Annotated in this window: 20 protein-coding genes and 4 tRNA genes; 14 read left to right on the top strand and 10 right to left on the bottom strand. The window is 62.3% G+C overall.

All coding sequences use genetic code 11. The features are described 5' to 3' along the window. Positions 1–2: 2 nt before the first annotated feature. From H0264_RS28905 to H0264_RS28865, 9 genes are all read left to right on the top strand, one after another. Positions 3–950, top strand: coding sequence for a hypothetical protein (locus H0264_RS28905; protein WP_181580475.1), 948 nt, complete (start codon positions 3–5; stop codon positions 948–950). 170 nt (positions 951–1120) lie between these two features. Continuing rightward, entirely contained in the window at positions 1121–1597 is a 477-nt protein-coding gene (locus H0264_RS28900) for a single-stranded DNA-binding protein (protein ID WP_181580474.1), read from the top strand. An 8-nt stretch (positions 1598–1605) separates the two neighbouring features. Further along, entirely contained in the window at positions 1606–1941 is a 336-nt protein-coding gene (locus tag H0264_RS28895) for a hypothetical protein (RefSeq protein ID WP_181580473.1), read from the top strand. A 58-nt stretch (positions 1942–1999) separates the two neighbouring features. Continuing rightward, positions 2000–2575 carry a hypothetical protein gene (locus H0264_RS28890; protein ID WP_181580472.1) on the top strand — a complete coding sequence of 192 codons (576 nt, stop codon included), beginning with the start codon at positions 2000–2002 and terminating at the stop codon, positions 2573–2575. Between the two features lie 119 nt (positions 2576–2694). Beyond that, complete coding sequence (locus tag H0264_RS28885; protein WP_181580471.1) at positions 2695–2970, top strand: hypothetical protein; 276 nt, start codon at positions 2695–2697, stop codon at positions 2968–2970. After that, positions 2970–3170 (top strand): hypothetical protein, encoded by a 201-nt coding sequence (locus H0264_RS28880; RefSeq protein ID WP_181580470.1) that lies wholly within the window; start codon positions 2970–2972, stop codon positions 3168–3170. Before H0264_RS28885 ends, H0264_RS28880 begins: the two co-directional genes overlap by 1 nt. Then, entirely contained in the window at positions 3170–3376 is a 207-nt protein-coding gene (locus H0264_RS28875) for a hypothetical protein (protein WP_181580469.1), read from the top strand. Before H0264_RS28880 ends, H0264_RS28875 begins: the two co-directional genes overlap by 1 nt. Further along, positions 3349–3564, top strand: coding sequence for a hypothetical protein (locus H0264_RS28870; RefSeq protein ID WP_181580468.1), 216 nt, complete (start codon positions 3349–3351; stop codon positions 3562–3564). Before H0264_RS28875 ends, H0264_RS28870 begins: the two co-directional genes overlap by 28 nt. A gap of 315 nt (positions 3565–3879) precedes the next feature. After that, positions 3880–4086 carry a hypothetical protein gene (locus H0264_RS28865; RefSeq protein WP_181580467.1) on the top strand — a complete coding sequence of 69 codons (207 nt, stop codon included), beginning with the start codon at positions 3880–3882 and terminating at the stop codon, positions 4084–4086. A 124-nt stretch (positions 4087–4210) separates the two neighbouring features. Here the strand turns inward: H0264_RS28865 and H0264_RS28860 are convergent, their stop codons facing one another. From H0264_RS28860 to H0264_RS28845, 4 genes are all read right to left on the bottom strand, one after another. Next, positions 4211–4735, bottom strand: a complete 525-nt coding sequence (locus tag H0264_RS28860) for a GNAT family N-acetyltransferase (protein WP_220139858.1) — start codon at positions 4733–4735, stop codon at positions 4211–4213. Positions 4736–4831: 96 nt separating this feature from the next. Continuing rightward, entirely contained in the window at positions 4832–5803 is a 972-nt protein-coding gene (locus H0264_RS28855) for a hypothetical protein (RefSeq protein ID WP_181580465.1), read from the bottom strand. 137 nt (positions 5804–5940) lie between these two features. Next, complete coding sequence (locus tag H0264_RS28850; protein WP_181580464.1) at positions 5941–6447, bottom strand: hypothetical protein; 507 nt, start codon at positions 6445–6447, stop codon at positions 5941–5943. A gap of 87 nt (positions 6448–6534) precedes the next feature. Beyond that, on the bottom strand, positions 6535–6987 hold the full coding sequence (locus H0264_RS28845; protein ID WP_181580463.1) for a hypothetical protein: 453 nt from the start codon (positions 6985–6987) through the stop codon (positions 6535–6537). Positions 6988–8378: 1391 nt separating this feature from the next. Between H0264_RS28845 and H0264_RS28840 the strand changes: the two genes are divergently transcribed. The 4 genes from H0264_RS28840 (at position 8379) to H0264_RS28825 (ending at position 12973) form a co-directional block, all read left to right on the top strand. Beyond that, positions 8379–9643 (top strand): IS3 family transposase gene (locus tag H0264_RS28840; RefSeq protein WP_420831994.1). Its coding sequence is split into 2 segments (ribosomal slippage): positions 8379–8661 and positions 8661–9643, totalling 1266 coding nucleotides; the frame shifts between segments, so codons are not numbered across the junction. A 242-nt stretch (positions 9644–9885) separates the two neighbouring features. After that, entirely contained in the window at positions 9886–10518 is a 633-nt protein-coding gene (locus H0264_RS28835) for a hypothetical protein (RefSeq protein ID WP_181580461.1), read from the top strand. Between the two features lie 302 nt (positions 10519–10820). Beyond that, entirely contained in the window at positions 10821–12380 is a 1560-nt protein-coding gene (locus tag H0264_RS28830) for a reverse transcriptase domain-containing protein (RefSeq protein WP_181580460.1), read from the top strand. Further along, a complete protein-coding gene (locus H0264_RS28825; protein ID WP_181580459.1) occupies positions 12377–12973 on the top strand; it encodes a hypothetical protein in 597 nt (198 codons plus the stop codon). The genes H0264_RS28830 and H0264_RS28825 overlap by 4 nt, the downstream gene beginning before the upstream one ends. Before the next feature lie 1165 nt (positions 12974–14138). Here the strand turns inward: H0264_RS28825 and H0264_RS28820 are convergent. From H0264_RS28820 to H0264_RS28810, 3 genes are all read right to left on the bottom strand, one after another. Beyond that, positions 14139–14213: transfer RNA gene (locus H0264_RS28820), tRNA-Val, on the bottom strand. A gap of 29 nt (positions 14214–14242) precedes the next feature. After that, positions 14243–14313 (bottom strand) — tRNA-Cys (locus H0264_RS28815). Positions 14314–14336: 23 nt separating this feature from the next. Beyond that, positions 14337–14409 (bottom strand) — tRNA-Gly (locus H0264_RS28810). A gap of 344 nt (positions 14410–14753) precedes the next feature. On the opposite strand from H0264_RS28810, the gene H0264_RS28805 reads away from it, so the two are divergent. Beyond that, positions 14754–14828 (top strand) — tRNA-Val (locus H0264_RS28805). A 59-nt stretch (positions 14829–14887) separates the two neighbouring features. Here the strand turns inward: H0264_RS28805 and H0264_RS28800 are convergent. From H0264_RS28800 to H0264_RS28790, 3 genes are all read right to left on the bottom strand, one after another. Next, positions 14888–15217: a hypothetical protein gene (locus H0264_RS28800; RefSeq protein ID WP_181580458.1), complete on the bottom strand. Its 330-nt coding sequence runs from the start codon at positions 15215–15217 to the stop codon at positions 14888–14890. After that, positions 15214–15612: a DUF5994 family protein gene (locus tag H0264_RS28795; protein ID WP_181580457.1), complete on the bottom strand. Its 399-nt coding sequence runs from the start codon at positions 15610–15612 to the stop codon at positions 15214–15216. Before H0264_RS28795 ends, H0264_RS28800 begins: the two co-directional genes overlap by 4 nt. 75 nt (positions 15613–15687) lie before the next feature. Then, positions 15688–16227, bottom strand: a complete 540-nt coding sequence (locus H0264_RS28790; protein ID WP_181580456.1) for a DUF5994 family protein — start codon at positions 16225–16227, stop codon at positions 15688–15690. Positions 16228–16240: the final 13 nt, after the last annotated feature.

Genomic DNA, 16240 nt, shown 5'->3' with positions numbered 1-16240 from the left:
TCATGTCCGACAAGCACACCCGATTCTGGTCCAGCGACACACCCCATCAGGCATCCGGCCGCGAATCCGCCGAAGTCGAACGGAACTGGGCGCAGTTGTGGCAGCTGTTCTTCCAAGTGATGCGCCAGATCGAACGCGCGACCGCGGACGGGTCGGTGCGCCTGACCCGCGGCCAGCGCAAGGAACTGCTGGCCCAGGCGATGGAGGCGCAACGGCAGTTCGCCTACGAGACCACCAACACCCAAGCCTGGTACCAGCACCGCAGCCACGAATACCAGCAGGAATCCCACGCCGCCCACACCCGCGCCCGCGCCGGAGCCTCCGCGCAGGAACAGGCAAAGGCGACCGCGTACCTGTCGGGGCTGCGGGCCAGCATCGAGCACACCGTCCACGACACCGTGCTGACCCCCGAGCAGCGCGGCCAGGTCGTGCAGGCCCTCGGTGCCGTCGACAGTGATCCGTCGAAACCGTTGGCGCGCAACCTGTTCGAACCCGTCTCCGGTCGCGAAGCCGTACGGGCTCGGTACGCGGCGGCGGCCAGTGAACAGCGCGTGGTCCAGCATCGCGAAGAACTCGCCGCCACCGCCACCGGCGACGCGCAACCGGCGAGCGGCGAAATCGCGCAGCTGCGCCGCGAACACGCGCGCCGCTTCGATGATCTCGCCGGACGCCTGGACAAGCTCGAAGAACGACTGACCGAACTGCGGCCCCGCGAAACCGCCACCGCCAACGGGCACGCGCCGCGCGCGAAGCACGAAGCTCGGCAGCGGCCCCGCCAGCACCCCGCAGTACAGCAGGACAACGGGGCCAAGGCGTACGCGGAGGCCACTGTCGATGCCGACTACGGGCAGCCCGAACCGCAGTATGCCGAACAGGCCGAGCACGCCGAACCGCGGCAGCAGGCCACCGCGCAGGCCGAACAGACGGCGCAGATGCAGGCCGAGGCGTAGCCGAAACCGACTGTGCCCCAAAGGTTTTTCAACAACAACATCGAAAGGAGGTACCCGCTACGACAGCTACACACCCGTGATGCCATGGCATCACATCCGAGGCTTGGACAACCTCACCCGAGACCTGTTCTCGGAAACCTAACTAACACACCGAATTTCAGGAGACTGACATGTCCGGAGAGACAACTCTCACCATTATCGGCAACCTCACCGCCGATCCGGAGATCCGCTTCATGCGCGATACCGGTGCCGCGGTGGTCAATTTCACCGTGGCCTCCACCCCGCGGATCTTCGACGCCCAGTCGAAGAAGTGGAAGGACGGTCCGGCGCTGTTCATGCGCTGCACCCAGTGGCGCGAACCGGCCGAGAACGTCAACGACTCCCTCACCAAGGGCGCGCGGGTCGTGGTGGTCGGCAAGCTCCAGCAGCGCACCTATGACGACCGCGAAGGGGTCAAACGCACCATCGTGGAACTGGTCGCCGAGGAGGTGGGGGTGTCGCTGAAATACGCGGTCGCCAAACCGGTGAAGTCCAAGAACCGCGCCAACAGCAATGGCAACGGCCGTCCGTCCGGGGCCGCGGGGAACGGGGCCAGCGATGACCCGTACGCCGCTGCCGCGCCCGAGTCGGATGAGGTGCCGTTCTGATGGCGTGCATGGAAAGCCGGTCCGCGAGCAGCGACGGCCACGGGGATATCACCTTCCACTGGCACGAGGTCAAGGCCGAAGTGTTTCTGGGGTTCACCACCGAGGGGCCGCGGGTCGAGATCGCCTGGACGCCCACGCCCGAATCCGGGGTGCGGGTGTTCATGGAGATGGACGAGGTGACCGAGCTGGCGGAGGCGCTGAGGTTCGCGTTGTCGGCCTACGACCGGTTCATCGCCGGGGACGGGTTGGACGATTCGGGGTCGGACTGGACGCTCAGTCCGTCGCCGGAGGATCTGCCGCCGACCTTCAGCGCCAGTCCGTGGCCGCAGGCAGGGGAGTTCTGATGACCAACCTGCTGTGCCACAACGCCATTCACCACATCATCCAGAAAGGAATCTGATCATGGCGTACTTGGGGACCACTGCGGCGGCGGCATCGCTCGGCGATTACGGGCGCGGCGGCAGCGGGGAGATCGAATTGCATTGGCACAACATGCCCGATGCCACGGTCGAGCTGCTGGCCGCCGGAGACATCCGCGGGGACATCGAGATCCGCTGGCGTCTGCACCCGCGCTTCGAAGGCATGTTCGCCGATCTGACCGTCGATGAGGCGCGCATCCTTCGGGACAACCTCAATCGAGCGATCAGCCGGTTCTTCGGCATCGACAACGCAGTCGAGGACATCGCCACCGTCAACGGCGACGCCACGGTGTTCGAGCCGGAGAAGTTCGTGTTCTGCGATGTGTGCCGTGGTCGAATCTGGGAGGTACACAGCACATTCGGCACCTGGTGGACACACGCGGACGAGCCGGACTTCGGTCACGACGCGGTGCCCGCGCCGGAGCCGGTGCGTTGCGGACAGTGCGGTGGGCGGATCGAACTGATCGACAGCCCGCACGATCGCTGGTGGGCTCATTTCGAGCATCCCGCCGACGATCACGATGCCGTTCCGGCCGAACCCGGGGCGGAGGTCGCGTGATGAACACCGATCAGATGGTGTCGCGGGCCGAACGGCTAGGCCGGTTGTTGGTCGCCATGGAGCCGGGTGCGAAGTTCCGGTTCACTGTCCTGTATTCCCTGGGCGGACAGTATCGGTCGGTGACGGCCGAGATGTCGCGGCAAGGAACCACGGATCTGCTGCAAGCGATCACCGACGCCCTCCAGGACGGTACTCCCGTCGAAGACAGCGAACCGGCTGTTGCCGACGCGAAGGCCCATTCGATCTGGGTGGCCGAGCTGATCAAGGAACGCGACGACCTGAAAGACCAGTGCAAGGAACTCCTGGATCAGGTGCAGTGCCTGACATGGGATTTCGGTGCGCTGGAGCAGCAACACGCGCTGTGCCCGGAACCGCCGGCATCCAGGAGGCGGTGATGGACCCGAACGCGGCCTTGGACCAAATCCGGGGACTGACCGACGAAGCGTATGCCCTGAGTCCGTATATCGACCACGACCAGAACGAAGAGGCGCGTTTGCTGTATGCCCTCGTCGAAGCCGTTGTGGGACTGGACTCGTGGCTCTCGCGCGGTGAGGTTCTGCCCGAGTGGTGGGCGCACGGCGTTGGGAGGGCGTGATGGACCCGAATAAGGCTCTGGCCGAGATCCGGGAGCTGATCGGCCAGTACACCGGGATCGGGGTGTGGGATGTGCACGACCTGCGCAAGGTGGCGCGCATCTTGATCGAACTCACCGATCAGGTGGCGGTGCTGGATGACTCGCTGTCCGAGGGCGGGATGCTGCCCAAGGACTGGGAGTGGGCACGTACTCCGGGGAGGGCGTGATGGTCATGCTGGCCGATGTTCACGTCATCGACCGATCGCAGCTGTATGCGGTGATCGGGACCGCGCTGGAGTACCTGCGTGAGGTCGGGGTGATCGTGGGTGACATCGATGTCGCCGACGAGCAGATCGTGACCGCGATCCAAACCCGTTGGACCGTCTACACCGACAGTCGGGAGGTGTCGGCATGAAGTCCGTCGACATCGAATGCTGCGGGATGCCGATGGCCCGAATCCCCGCCCGCCCCAGTGATCGGGCGCTCGGATTCGAGTACCTCATCCACTGCCGCGAGTGCGGCCACTACGAACCGTGGGACGTCAGCGACGACGAACCCGCGGCGACGGATGGCTCGGGCTATCGGTGGTGCGGGTGCCGGGACTGCTTCGACACCGTAGTCGGAACAGACCAGGTGCGAACCCTATGCGGGCTCTGCGACGAGGCAGGGTGTGTGATCGGGGACGGCGAGTGCCAACGCAATGACGCGTATGGCTGCGCGGGTGTCGATGATGACCACGCGTAAGAAGCCGATGAGTGCCCGGACGCAACTACGGCTCGGGCGGGAGTTCCAGGAACGGTTCGACCACGGAGACAGCTGGGCCGCTATCGCCACCGACTACGACCTGTCGAAGTCGATGGTGCAACGGCTGGCCAGAACCTACCGGGACGACTGTGATCGGAGAGCCCATCAGAATCAGATGACCTTGTTCAACTGATCATTCTGGACAACTGAATAGCAAACTGAATACAGAAAGCGGAGTCCGTGCCAGTCACTACCTGGCACGGGCTCCGCCCTTTTCATACCAGCAGGCCGTCTGTCGGGGAGTACGCACCCGGTCCTTATTGCTTGGGGCCGCGACCGCCCCAGAAAAGATCCATGTGCTCACAGGTCCGGTCGACGTCGCCGTAGTCCTCGCCGGTGCGCTCGGCCAGCAGCGTCCAGAAACTCTTCCCGCTGAGCAAGTGCAAGCTGGTCCGCCATGTGTAGCCCGGCACCTGCTTACGGAGCTCGGCCAGCGCGCGCGTAGCGATGCCGTGGCCTTGCAGGCTCGTCTGCACGTTGAGATCACCGATGAATCCCCGCCGACATTCGTGGCAGATCAGGAAATTGAGCTTGCCGACCGGTCCGCCCTGGTAATCACGGTGCCAGAATGTGATCGAACGAAAGGCGTCCGCCGATCCCTCGCCGACCGGTGGCCCGTAGTACACCAGACGAACCGCCTGGCGCGTCCGGTACCGCCGAAAGATGCGCCGTGGATTCATTTTTCGCAGGACCGGATGGGCAGGACGCGGCCACAGGTGCTCCGCGGACGGATCGGTGTTACTGCTGTCCGCTGCGTCGGGCACGTCGTCAGCCTGGTGCATGGCCTTGTCCCCCAAAGGGTTTCACCCGATTGTCTCACTGGGTGCGGTGGCATGCCGAGATTCGGATACTCCCGCAGCACGCCGTAGCAAGGCCGGTCAAGAGGGAACTCTCGGGATCAGCGGCGGCATCGTCGCCAGCGCCTCGCGCAAGGAGGTCACGGCCGTGTCCACCTGCGCTCCGACCACGGCTAGCGCGTCGGCAATCGGCTGCCCGACCGGATTCGAGTCCGCAGGCGTGAGCTCGTGCGCGGTGGAGACTTCCAGCAACGGCGGGGGTGTATCGGGCTGCGTCACATCCACCCCGCTCCCGAGCGCTCCGGCGACGGCCCCGCCGATGAGGGTTCCGGCCATGCCGCCCAGGGCGATGCCCGGCACCATGCCCACCGCGCCTCCTGCCAGGCAGCCCAGGGGTATCCCGAGGGCGGCGCCGAAGGGCATTTCGACTCCGGCCGCCGTGGCGCCGATGGCCGCACCGGCGAGCCCGCCGACCACGGACCCGCCGAGACAGCCGATGGCCACGGCCGGTATCCCTACCAGTTCCACGCCGGTGAGTGCGCCCACGATGCCACCGGCGAGAGTAGAGGCCGCCCGGCGATCCGATTCCTCGCGGGGGAATCCCAGCGCGTCATAGCCCGCGGCGATTTGCCATTCCGCATAGTTCAGATACGCCTGTGCCTTGTCGCGGGTCTTCGTATCGATCCAGTCCGGGACCGCCACCGTGGTGTTGCCTGCGCGCAGCGTGTTCGGATCGGCCGGCGCGGCTTCCGGCACCGGCTGTGGTTCTTCGCCGGGCTCGGGCTCGGTGGTCTGCGGTGGCTGTACGAGGGTGTCGGTGTTCGGGGAGTTCTGCTGGTTCGGTCGTGGCCGGGCCGGTGGTGTCGGTGGGTCCGGGATGTAGTCGGCCAGGCTCGGTGCCGCGGGCGGTGCCGGTTCTTGGCTGAGTCCGGGTTGTCCGTCGCCGGGGACCGCCAGGCCGGGTTGTCCCGGTGCGGCGACCGCGATGCCTTGTCCGGCCGCGGCCAGGACCGGCAGGACGGCGAGGGTGGTGAGGGTGCGCGTCATGGTCATGGCTTCATCCCCTTGAGCAGATGATCACGCTGATCGGGAGCCTACTCAGGACCGCTTGCGCGGCAACCGGTTCGGTGAACCTGGCACGGTCGGTCATAGTCTCGTAGACGGTGAAGGAGGGGTGTGTCGCTGTCGGCCTAATCCTCCTGGTAGTTACTCTCTTCGCGTCCGTCCCGGGTCGTGACGGTGACGAGCGGTCGTTCACCGTGCTGCGCACGGACCAACGCCAGTACCAGACCGTCGTCACCGATTTCGGGTTTGCGAGATTCGAGTGTCGTCACTACGCGCACCGAGTCCGCATCCAATGCCGCGGTCCCGACGACCGCGTGCCACACGAAATCGTTGTGGAGGCTGTTACGGATATCTGCCGACTGTTTCGCCAACGGCATGGTGGGAAAGTTGGTTGCTAGTCGGGGCTGGGTCGGAATCCCTTCGCCGATGATCAGAGTCGGTGTGATCCATCGGTCACCGTCCCGCAGAACGACCACGACGTAGCGCCACCGGGCGGTGTGTACGACCACCGCGACCGCACCGTCTTCCTCCCGGATGACAGAACCAACCAGCCGGGCTCTCCCGTCGTTCTCCGGCATGACGGAGAGCGCGGCTGCGACGGCCGGATGCATCTCACGGCCACTTCCATCCATGGGGATAGCATCGCAAACCGCAGTCCCATCGGAAGGACTACGCCGAGATCTGCCGGGGCATTGCCTGTCTAGCGCAATCGTCGCCGATCAGCAATACAACGGCATAGAGTTGCTCGGGGTTATCTCGCGTATGTCCGCGCCGCCTCCGCCGATGGCACCGAGAGTGACCTCGGTGTAGAAGAATCCGAGTTGCTGGCTTGTCAACGAACAGGACGCGGTGTACCATACCTCGGCCCGATTGCTGGCGTCCAGGGTGATGACCTCGTTTGGCCGCGAGGAATGGTTGGTGACTTTTCCATCCTGTAGTTTCTTCAGCGTGGTGTTGGCGGCCAATATTTCCGGCCTACCGGTGCAGTCGACGGTGAAGCCGTATTGGATATGAACGGTGTCGATGGATTTCGGCATCAACGCATTGCCATTGCAGACGATTTCACGTCGTTCGCTGGCGTTAGCTGGCGCGGCAATGGTTGTTGCCGCCGCAATTGCGATCAGAGACGTTCCGATTGGAACGATGGTGCGACGTATGAAGTTGATGATCATGGATTTCCCTATTTCAATGGTCCTGAGTGGGGCATATTGCCCGATCTCACGATATACCGATAGGTTCGGCGATCTGATCGGCATCGTCGAAAAGTTATTTACGATCACCAGTGCTATAAAATCTCTAGGGTCATTTAATATGCTGCCGTAGAATTGCATTCTTCATATTATTGGACCCGATGTGGTGGAATCGTCGTGCGTGTGTTCATTCATCGGTCGGCACCGCGGTTTGGGGTACTGGCCACATCTGCGCGATCTATTCCCCAGTTCGCTCATGTTCCGGCGCGACGGTCAATCCGCAGGTTGATCGCTCCGGTGATCGGCCCGAGCGCTTCGGGGCCAACGGCGTGTGTTCGGCGGCCTGGCTCACGATCGGGATGGTCCGGGCTGAAAGCCGTAGCCGGGCTGCGGATGCGGTTGACGCCAGCGGTTTGCGCGAGGTTGGGGTGGGGGTGCGTGGACTCCGCGGGCAGGCTCGTCCTGCCCGGTATCGCTGTCCGCGCAGCGCCGCCCGAGAGGCTCGCGCCGAGGACGAATTTCCCGATGCCGGACAGTCGGGGGAGTGCCGGACCGGTGGGGGGAAATTCGTGCTTGGCGTGAGGGGCGGCGCTGACACAATCACGCGCCCCCACCCCGACCGGACGCGACAGGCGTTCCGAAGTCGACCATCTACCGGGGATGGCCGTTGAACCGCAGGCATTTTCGGCCCGGCGTGTCGTAATGAACCAGAGGTAGAACCCGTGTTCCGGGCGGGTCAAACGTGGCACCGTCGAGTGCGAGACCTGTGTTCTGCGTGGAACTTCGCGGATTCGGGTGTGTTCTGCTGGGCAGGTCGATGACCTCATTGTGCACGCGTGTCGCACGCCGCCCCGCCTCCTGAGCTGCGGTGATGGGCTCCCCCCGAACAGATCACCAAATACACACATCAATGGAAGATTTTTCAGTAGTGAGTGTGTGTATTTGGTGATCTGTTCGGGAGGAGCAGTAAGGAGGGAAGGGAGGCGGGGCGGAAGTAGGTGGAGAAGTTGGTTAGGGGGAAGTGGTTACATTGGGTAATGAACGTTGCGGTGGGGTGAGTGGTCACGTCGGGTGACGGGGAGTGCGTTCGTGGCGGTCGGGTAGATGGTGGGGTCCGGTGCGCTGGCGCGGTGGTGGCGTCCGGTGGTCCGGGTTGCGTGTAGGTGGCTGAGTCCGGTGTGACGGGTGGCGGGTGCCGGGGTGAGTGCGTGGTTGCGTGGGTGGGGATTCCCTGGGCGCGCGCCGCAGGATAGCCGTGCCGCCCCTCCGCGAGACAAGCACGATTTTCCGAGTGTCGGCCCGGAGTGGGTGTGCGGCAGCGTGAATCGCCCCGGTGAGTCCAGGGACTTCGTCATCTGTGAAGGATGGAAGTCGTGTCGTCGAGGAAGAAGTACCCGGTCGAGCTGCGTGAGCGAGCGATCCGGATGTTCGTGGAGATCCAGGATCAACACGAGTCGGAGTGGGCCGCGATGAAAGCGGTCGCCGATCTGCTCGGCGTGGGGACCCCGGAAACGGTCCGCAAGTGGGTGCGTCAGGGCCAGATCGACGGTGGAACCCGTCCCGGGGTGAGCACCGATGAGTCCGCGGAGTTGAAGCGGTTGCGGCGTGAGAACGCAGAACTCAAGCGCGCCAACGGAATTCTGAAAGCCGCGTCGGTTTTCTTCGCGGCCGAACTGGACCGGCCCCAACGCTGACCGTCAGGTTCATCAGCGAACATCAAGGCCGTCGCGAACACGGCGGCCTGCGATGGGGTGTCGAGTCGATCTGCGCCGCGCTCACCGAGCTCGGCGTCAAGATCGCCCCATCGACCTACTACGAACATCGCAACCGGACCCCGACCCAGCGCGAACAGCGTGACCAGGAATTGAATGTGCAGATCACGCGCGTGCACAACGAGAACTACCGGGTCTACGGGGCCCGGAAAGTGTGGCTGCAGCTCAACCGCGAGGGCATCGGCGTCGCCCGTTGCCGGGTGGAACGGCTGATGCGTGGTCTCGGATTACGAGGTGCGGTGCGCGGCAAGGTCAAACGGACCACGATCGCGGACCCGGCCGCGCCGCGGTCGGCGGATCTGGTGCGACGCAAGTTCTCTCCTGCGGCACCGAATCGGTTGTGGGTAGCCGATTTCACCTACGTCTCGACGTGGTCGGGATGGGTATATGTCGCGTTCGTCGTGGACGCCTACGCCCGTCGGATCATCGGCTGGCGCACCTCCACGTCGATGACGACCGGGTTGGTGCTCGACGCGATCGAGCATGCCATCTGGACTCGGAACCGCGATGGATGGGATGTGAAAGATGTTGTCCACCACAATGATAGGGGATCTCAATATACCTCGATCGCGTTCACCGAACGCCTCGCCGAGGCCGGGATCCAACCCTCTGTAGGGGCGGTCGGCTCCTCTTATGACAACGCACTCGCCGAGACGATCAACGGTCTCTACAAGACCGAACTGATCAAACCTCGAGGCCCGTGGCGCACGGTCGATCACGTCGAGTTGGCCACCGCCGAATGGGTCGACTGGTTCAATCACCGTCGCCTCTACCGCAATTGCGGTGACATGCCACCTGCCGAACTGGAAGCCGCCTACTACGCTCAACAACCAGCCCAGCAACTCGCTGAGCTGTCACACCAATAAGTCTCCGGACACACCGGGACGATTCAGCGTGTTCGGAAATTCGTGCTTGTCCGGGAGCCTCTGCGGCGCGGCGGCCAGGCGGTGAGGGCAGGCGCAGGGCCTGCCCCGGACAGAGCGCGGCGCGCGCCCAGGGATTCCACGCTCTTTCTGGGACCTCACCTTCATTGACACGTACGTGTCAAAACCCCTGGGGCGCAGGTTGACACGTACGTGTCAAGGTCTCACGGAAGGAACCGGAGATCATGACCGACTCCGACACCATCACCGGACTACTCGTCGCCGCCCTGGAAAACACCTGGGCCGCAATCCGATCCCACCATCTCGACGTTCCCGACGTTGTGCTGACCGTCGGCGCGGGGTCGACCGGAGGTAGTGAACTCACCCTCGGGCACTTCGCCGCCAACCGATGGGTCCGCGGGGAATATGAACTCCACGAACTGTTCATCGGCGGCGAAGGGCTGCAACGCGGTGCCGCCGACGTGCTCGGCACCCTGCTGCACGAGGCCGCCCACGGTGTCGCCGCGGTGCGCGGGATCAAGGACACCAGCCGCCAAGGCCGCTGGCACAATGAACGATTCCGCGCCCTCGGAACCGAACTCGGACTCACCCTCACCCAAGACCCCAAACTCGGATGGTCGGTCACCACCGTGCCGGACCAGACTCGCCAAACCTACCGGGACGAGATGGAGGAACTGGCGTTCGCCCTGGTCGCCTACCGCCGGCACGAACCCAACCGCCGCGGCGGCCGCAAGTCCAACAACAACGGCATGACGGCAGAATGCGACTGTGGCCGCAAGATCCGTGTTTCGGAAAGCACCTTTTCAGCCGGTCCGATCATCTGCGGGCTGTGCCAGATGTCCTTCGAGGGGTTATAGATGCCCAAGAGATTGACAGGTGCTCGAAGGTTGCCGCGATGCTACAAACGCTTCGCATGGCGTTGACGGCGTCTACCGGACTGGTACGTATCTGGAGGGTATGCAGAACACTACATGCAGGTCGGTGTGTGTCTTCAGCAGGATTCGAGCTGCAATCTGCTATGGGATCTTTGTCCTGATTATCGGTGTTGGCGCACAATGAGGCACATGAGTCTCCGCAGCTGGACTTGCCTCTGCCGTGACCACGAACGGATGAGCCCGCAGGGTTTTGCAGAACTCAGTTGAACAGGTAGATTCCGGGTGTGCGTCCAATCACAAACGATGTTCTTAGGCAGCTGAAGTTGGCGGATGCGCTTGTTCGCGTTTCGCAGACAGAACGCAACCTCGTTCCTTCCCAGCCCGGCTGGGATCAACTTGTAAAGAACAATGCGACTATCAAGCGTGTCGTATCCTATCTTGAGAACCGTTTCCGCAGGGGGATTGAAGTATCAACGGAACGTGAACTAACCGCCCGAAAGCCAGGCCATGGAGTTCGGCCAGTAGCCTTTTGGGGAATTGAAGAGCAGGTGCTATACGATGCTCTCGTTGAGGCTGCTGTTCACGGCCTCCCCAGTTTGGATCGTAGTGTCTCGAAGTATATTGAATTTGTTGAAGCGCCAGTTGTGTATGCTCGACAGATTGAAAAAGATAGGCAGCTTTCGGAGTTTGATCAGATTCTATTTTCGATTATAAACTCGGAGATTAAGTATGTAGTATCCTCGGACTTGACTTCATTCTATCAATATATCGATCATGCGGTACTTGCTGACGAACTAATCGCGCAGGGTGCCAACTACGATATCGTGTCGCATTTGGTTGATCTACTTTCTGAGGTTACGGGTCGACCGTCGGGGCTTCCGCAGTTGTACGACGCATCCGATCGGCTGTCTGAAGTGTACGTTGACCAGGTTGAGCGCAATCTTCTTCGGCAAGGATTTGCAGTTTGGCGATTCAATGACGACTTTAGAATAGCGTGCCGAAGCTTCTCTGAATCAATTGCTGCGATTGAGGCGTTAGATAGCGCTGCTAGATCCGTGGGTTTGGCGATCAACGAATTGAAGACCTTCACGTTTCATTTCTCAACATATGTACTGAATACATACGGCATAGATAGCCTACCTGAGGGCGGAACTATCTCGATGGACGACGTCGAGGCTATTGCTGGCGACTATCAGGATGACTTCAGTGAGGATTCGGACTCTGCCGCCGCTGTAATTAGGTCGGCCAATATTTCCGGACAAGCGCGGGGTATAGATCTTCGAGAGATAGATCGTGACGGGGTGCGTCGAATACGACGTGCTTTGAGCGCTTTGGCAAACGAAGGAAATACGGCAGCGCTCGAGTCTGCGCCTCTTCTTATGGGATTTGTTCCATCTTTAACTCCGGATCTGGCAAAGTATCTCATCGCAGTTGGCGCGAGTGGAAATGCCGAACGAGCAGGAGAAGTTATTGACTTGATTGTTGAATCAGTGTCGCTGAACACCTGGCAAAAAGTATGGCTGATCGAATGTTACCGCTCTCTCGAACTTTTCTCTAGTGCAACGTCAACCAATAATGAGGCGCGGTCAGAATGGATTCAACAGTGCTTCTACTCCGGAAAGGAGCCACTAAGGGCTTTTGCTTTCCGTGCACTTGCGGCTGCGTCGCGAGTAGCGGTTTATGAGGCCGTGGAGGAAGCGGCAAGCTCCCCTGGTGCTGTGAAGGCTATTTATTTGGCAAGCGTTAGTGACCACCTCTCATCTGGCGCTACGCAGCAAGAAGAGAAGGCGGTAGCTGCATTGCGGGAAACGAACGAAATCACGAAAGCCATTCTGGTCCGATGACATTATTGCGCAGAGTCCCGTGGGATATTACCGAAGAAGCCCTTAGTCTCTTAAATCTGACGGTCGCAGACTTTGCATCGCTTCCAGTTGTCAGAGGGGGGCGGTGGTGTGGAACGTCTGCGGCTAAGTGGGCGAGGTTTGACGCAAGGCAGGTGCGATCGCAGGGGCAATACCTGCGTATCGTCAGTATTGCCGAGGCTTACGTTGATACAGTTTCCGAAACTCTGTTTGACAAACGTGTTGAAACTCTCGAAACGTTCTTTCGAAACCTGACGGCAGAGGTTCAGGAGAAAGCATCATCAAGCTGGAATGATAGAAAGAAATGCTTTGAGAATCATCATGGATTCGCTCTGAATAAGTGTTCAGGGTGGGCTGATTTTGATCGTGCGATAGAAGTCCGAAATTCAATTGCGCATGGCCTTGGCGTGATTACTAAGAAACAACTCTCCAGTGGAAAGGACGCGAAGATTCTGCAATCTAAGGTGAAGATCTCAGATGGGCGAATTATTGTAACAGCGGAATCTCTGAGCCTCTGTATCAATGCTTGTAGGGTATTTATTAGATCAGTGGATGATCATTTGCCGCGCCAGTAGTTAGACTCGCATGCTACAGCGAGACGGTAGAAGGAGTGTTGTCGTGGTCCACTCATCAGGCCGCCTACTCATGGAGATGTGGGGCACCGGATTCGCTGTCGTGGGGCAAATGTAGGGCAGGCATGTGTCCAGGGGAGTCGCGGCGTGCCTTGTTGCGTCCCGAGAGCAACCCGCCGAATGCTACTGACCTGTAGTGATCCTTCGTTCGGAACAGGCAGATGACAGAGAGATCGGTAGGTTCATCGTGGAACTGGTTTTACACGCCAGCGGCCGCGGAACGGCCTGAGCCGCCGGCCGTGCCGCCGCTTCTTTCGGCTAGATTGTCGGCCTCTTGTTGGATGCTGGAGGTACTGGAGTCCTTCTACCTAGGGGGAGTTGGTTCTATGTCGGGGACGGGGCGGGCGCGCTGGGGCAAGAGGTGCGTCATGTGCTTCGCGATGGTTACCGACGGGCGGGGTCTGCTCGGTGGCGGACCTGGTGGATGGACGGTGACATGCGGGCGGTGTGAAGACATGGCCCGGAGAACGGGCTTTCACTATCACACCGAGCAGCCACCTCCGCCTGTTCGAATAGACAAGCCGCCGGGGAACGTCGTTGGTCGGATCTGGCTGCGTGCCTTCGGTGTTCGCCGATCGTGTACTTCGTGCGGTGAGGAGTCGGCCTTCGTTGCCGGTATCAGTCCGACCGCCAGCGGTTCCGACGCCTTTCACTTCGTGGTCTTGGTAACCACTGAAAGTGCATGGAGACTGGCGAAGCACCTTCTCGACGAGTCTCGGGTCGCCGCAGAGTTGGTAGTCACGATCAGAACGCGGTCCGGCGAGGCTGAGCACGGTCATGCCCCGCTGAGTGGGGGATGCGCTCATTGCGGAGAAGGCTATAGCGTCACCGACGATCCTGCGGTACGTAAAGCGGTGGTGGAGCATCACCTCGCTGCGCTCACGCCAATCGGGGTCGCGGAATGCTCTGTAGTGAAGTGGCATCGGGCACTGTACGACCCGGATCGGTCACTGATCCGGGTCTGAGTGCGGCGTGGGCCTGAACGTCAGCGAGGTGGCGTACCTGGCATGTGCACCTCAGTTCAGGTTGAGTTCACCGACGTCAGTTCACATTGAGTTCACGACAGCAGAAAGGCCCGGCGAAAACCGGGCCTGATCTGGTCTTTCTATGGTGCGCGATACTGGGATTGAACCAGTGACCTCTTCCGTGTCAGGGAAGCGCTCTCCCGCTGAGCTAATCGCGCGAGTCTAACTTTGTCTCTTCAAAGAGAAGAGGCGGCGACGGGAATCGAACCCGTGTGCACGGCTTTGCAGGCCGTTGCCTCACCACTCGGCCACACCGCCAAGCAGGCCGTGTTGGCCTCTCGAGCGGATGACGGGATTCGAACCCGCGACCCTCACCTTGGCAAGGTGATGCGCTACCAGCTGCGCTACATCCGCATTTCGTCGGCCGGGGCGTTTTCGCTGTCCCGGTGACGAGAGAGAACATTAGCCGACTATCGACGCGCAAACCAAATCGCCAGGTAGATGGGGGTAAATGTGAACTACAGGGGTGTAGTTCCGCTGCGTGCCGACCTGCCCGCCACGCGCCACTCCTGCCCATCCCACCCCTCTCCGGCCAATGCCGGATGGCTCCCAGGTGAAGACACGCCCGCCACCGCACATACGCCCGTCAAACCCCGCTTTTACGCCGCTGTCCACGCGATTTGGTGCGACGCCGATCCGATGTGTAATGTTCTTTCTCGTTCGGAGCGGCAGAAAACGCCAGGACGGACACCCCGTACGGTTCTATAGCTCAGCGGGAGAGCACTCGCCTCACACGCGAGGGGTCGCTGGTTCGAACCCAGCTAGAACCACCATGAGGGGCTTATTCGAATCAGCGTTCGTTCGCTGGATCGGGTAAGCCCCTTTCGGCTTTCTATGGGTGCGGATCAACGGGGGAGACTCTCTTCGGTTTGGTGTCGGGGAGCGTCATCGGCCAGTCGCTGGTGATGTCGAGCATTGCCAGATTGGTTGTGCGGAGCTGTGTTTCGAGTCGGCTGAGGAGTCCGGCGAGGTCGCTGTGCGCGGCTCGGGTGTCCGCGTCGGTGGTCGCTGGGCCGTCGAGGGCGGCGCGTAGTTCGTTCAGGCGCAGCAGCGCGTCGAGCAGGCAGCGGACGGTGCTGTCCCCGAGTGCGAGGAATCGCGTGATGGCGGGGTCGTCGGCGAACGGCAGGGGAGTGGCCGGGCGTTCGTGGGTGGTGGTCATGATCGCCCCGTTCTCCAGGGTTTGCCTGAGGCCCAGCGCATTTGCCGCGCGGCCAGTGCCGGGCGGGTGTGCGCGGGGATGACCAGGACATCGAGGCGGGTGCCGGCGCGTCCGTACAGGTACATGATGCCGGCGCGGGTCGCGTCGGTGGGGGCGTGGCTGTCGAGCAGGGTGGGATCGGCGGCTATCCAGTCGAATCCGACTCGGGCCATGGGGCCCAGGCGTGCGGCGAGGGCGGTGACGAGTTGCCGGAGTTCGGTGGCCGGGTTGCCGGTGCGGGGCCACCAGGCTCCGTCGACCGGTCCCGGGGCGCTGCCCGGCTCGCGCATGGTGAGGCGGGGCGTCGGCGGGCCGGTGTGCCGGGGGCCGTAGGCGATCGGTTGCAGGGTGGGCATGGGGTGGTCCTTCTGGCGCGCGGCAGCCGGAGTCGGGTTCGTGGCGGGCGGGTACGGGTGTGGCGTGTCCGGTGGTCAGTTGGGGGATGTCGTGCGCGCGGCCCAGCGGCGCACCGCGGCGGCTCGCTGCTTGCGTGCTCGGCGTTGCCGGATGCCGATCTGCAGGAGATCGTCGGCGGTCGAGGAGTTGTTCGCGGAGGCAGCGGCGGTCATCGCGGTGTAGGCGTCGCCGGGATCGGTGTCGGGCGGTACCACCAGCAGCACGAGCCGGCGGTTGAGCGGGCCGAGCAGCGCGACGGTGTGCGCGGCGGCGTGACCATGCCAGTCCAGTCGCACCGAGCGGTCGTCGACGACGAGTTCGCCTGCCGGAGTTGTCCATTCGACCAGGTGGTAGGCGACCTGGATAACCGGCCGCAGGCGCGCCGCCAGGACAGTGAGCAACCCTGGCAGTTCGGCGACGAGATTGTCGGTGTAGGGCCACCATGCTCCGTCGACGTAGCCGGATTTCGGCGCTACGGGTTTCATCAGCACTCGTGGCGTGGGTTCGCCGTGCCGGCGCGGACGATCGAGGTCGGCCCGGTCCGGGCGACGGGTGCGGGTTGGCTGCGGCGTCATGGAAGACGCTCCT

Origin of the sequence: Nocardia huaxiensis (genome assembly GCF_013744875.1) — a bacterium.
Lineage (GTDB): Bacteria > Actinomycetota > Actinomycetes > Mycobacteriales > Mycobacteriaceae > Nocardia > Nocardia huaxiensis.
This window is presented reverse-complemented; position numbering and strand designations above follow the sequence as displayed.

Coding starts and splice junctions, on each gene's coding strand:
- H0264_RS28905 (WP_181580475.1), top strand. CDS start 3: ATGTCCGACAAGCACACCCGATTCTGGTCCAGCGACACACCCCATCAG.
- H0264_RS28900 (WP_181580474.1), top strand. CDS start 1,121: ATGTCCGGAGAGACAACTCTCACCATTATCGGCAACCTCACCGCCGAT.
- H0264_RS28895 (WP_181580473.1), top strand. CDS start 1,606: ATGGAAAGCCGGTCCGCGAGCAGCGACGGCCACGGGGATATCACCTTC.
- H0264_RS28890 (WP_181580472.1), top strand. CDS start 2,000: ATGGCGTACTTGGGGACCACTGCGGCGGCGGCATCGCTCGGCGATTAC.
- H0264_RS28880 (WP_181580470.1), top strand. CDS start 2,970: ATGGACCCGAACGCGGCCTTGGACCAAATCCGGGGACTGACCGACGAA.
- H0264_RS28875 (WP_181580469.1), top strand. CDS start 3,170: ATGGACCCGAATAAGGCTCTGGCCGAGATCCGGGAGCTGATCGGCCAG.
- H0264_RS28865 (WP_181580467.1), top strand. CDS start 3,880: ATGACCACGCGTAAGAAGCCGATGAGTGCCCGGACGCAACTACGGCTC.
- H0264_RS28860 (WP_220139858.1), bottom strand. CDS start 4,735: ATGCACCAGGCTGACGACGTGCCCGACGCAGCGGACAGCAGTAACACC.
- H0264_RS28855 (WP_181580465.1), bottom strand. CDS start 5,803: ATGACCATGACGCGCACCCTCACCACCCTCGCCGTCCTGCCGGTCCTG.
- H0264_RS28850 (WP_181580464.1), bottom strand. CDS start 6,447: ATGGATGGAAGTGGCCGTGAGATGCATCCGGCCGTCGCAGCCGCGCTC.
- H0264_RS28845 (WP_181580463.1), bottom strand. CDS start 6,987: ATGATCATCAACTTCATACGTCGCACCATCGTTCCAATCGGAACGTCT.
- H0264_RS28835 (WP_181580461.1), top strand. CDS start 9,886: ATGACCGACTCCGACACCATCACCGGACTACTCGTCGCCGCCCTGGAA.
- H0264_RS28825 (WP_181580459.1), top strand. CDS start 12,377: ATGACATTATTGCGCAGAGTCCCGTGGGATATTACCGAAGAAGCCCTT.
- H0264_RS28800 (WP_181580458.1), bottom strand. CDS start 15,217: ATGACCACCACCCACGAACGCCCGGCCACTCCCCTGCCGTTCGCCGAC.
- H0264_RS28795 (WP_181580457.1), bottom strand. CDS start 15,612: ATGCCCACCCTGCAACCGATCGCCTACGGCCCCCGGCACACCGGCCCG.
- H0264_RS28790 (WP_181580456.1), bottom strand. CDS start 16,227: ATGACGCCGCAGCCAACCCGCACCCGTCGCCCGGACCGGGCCGACCTC.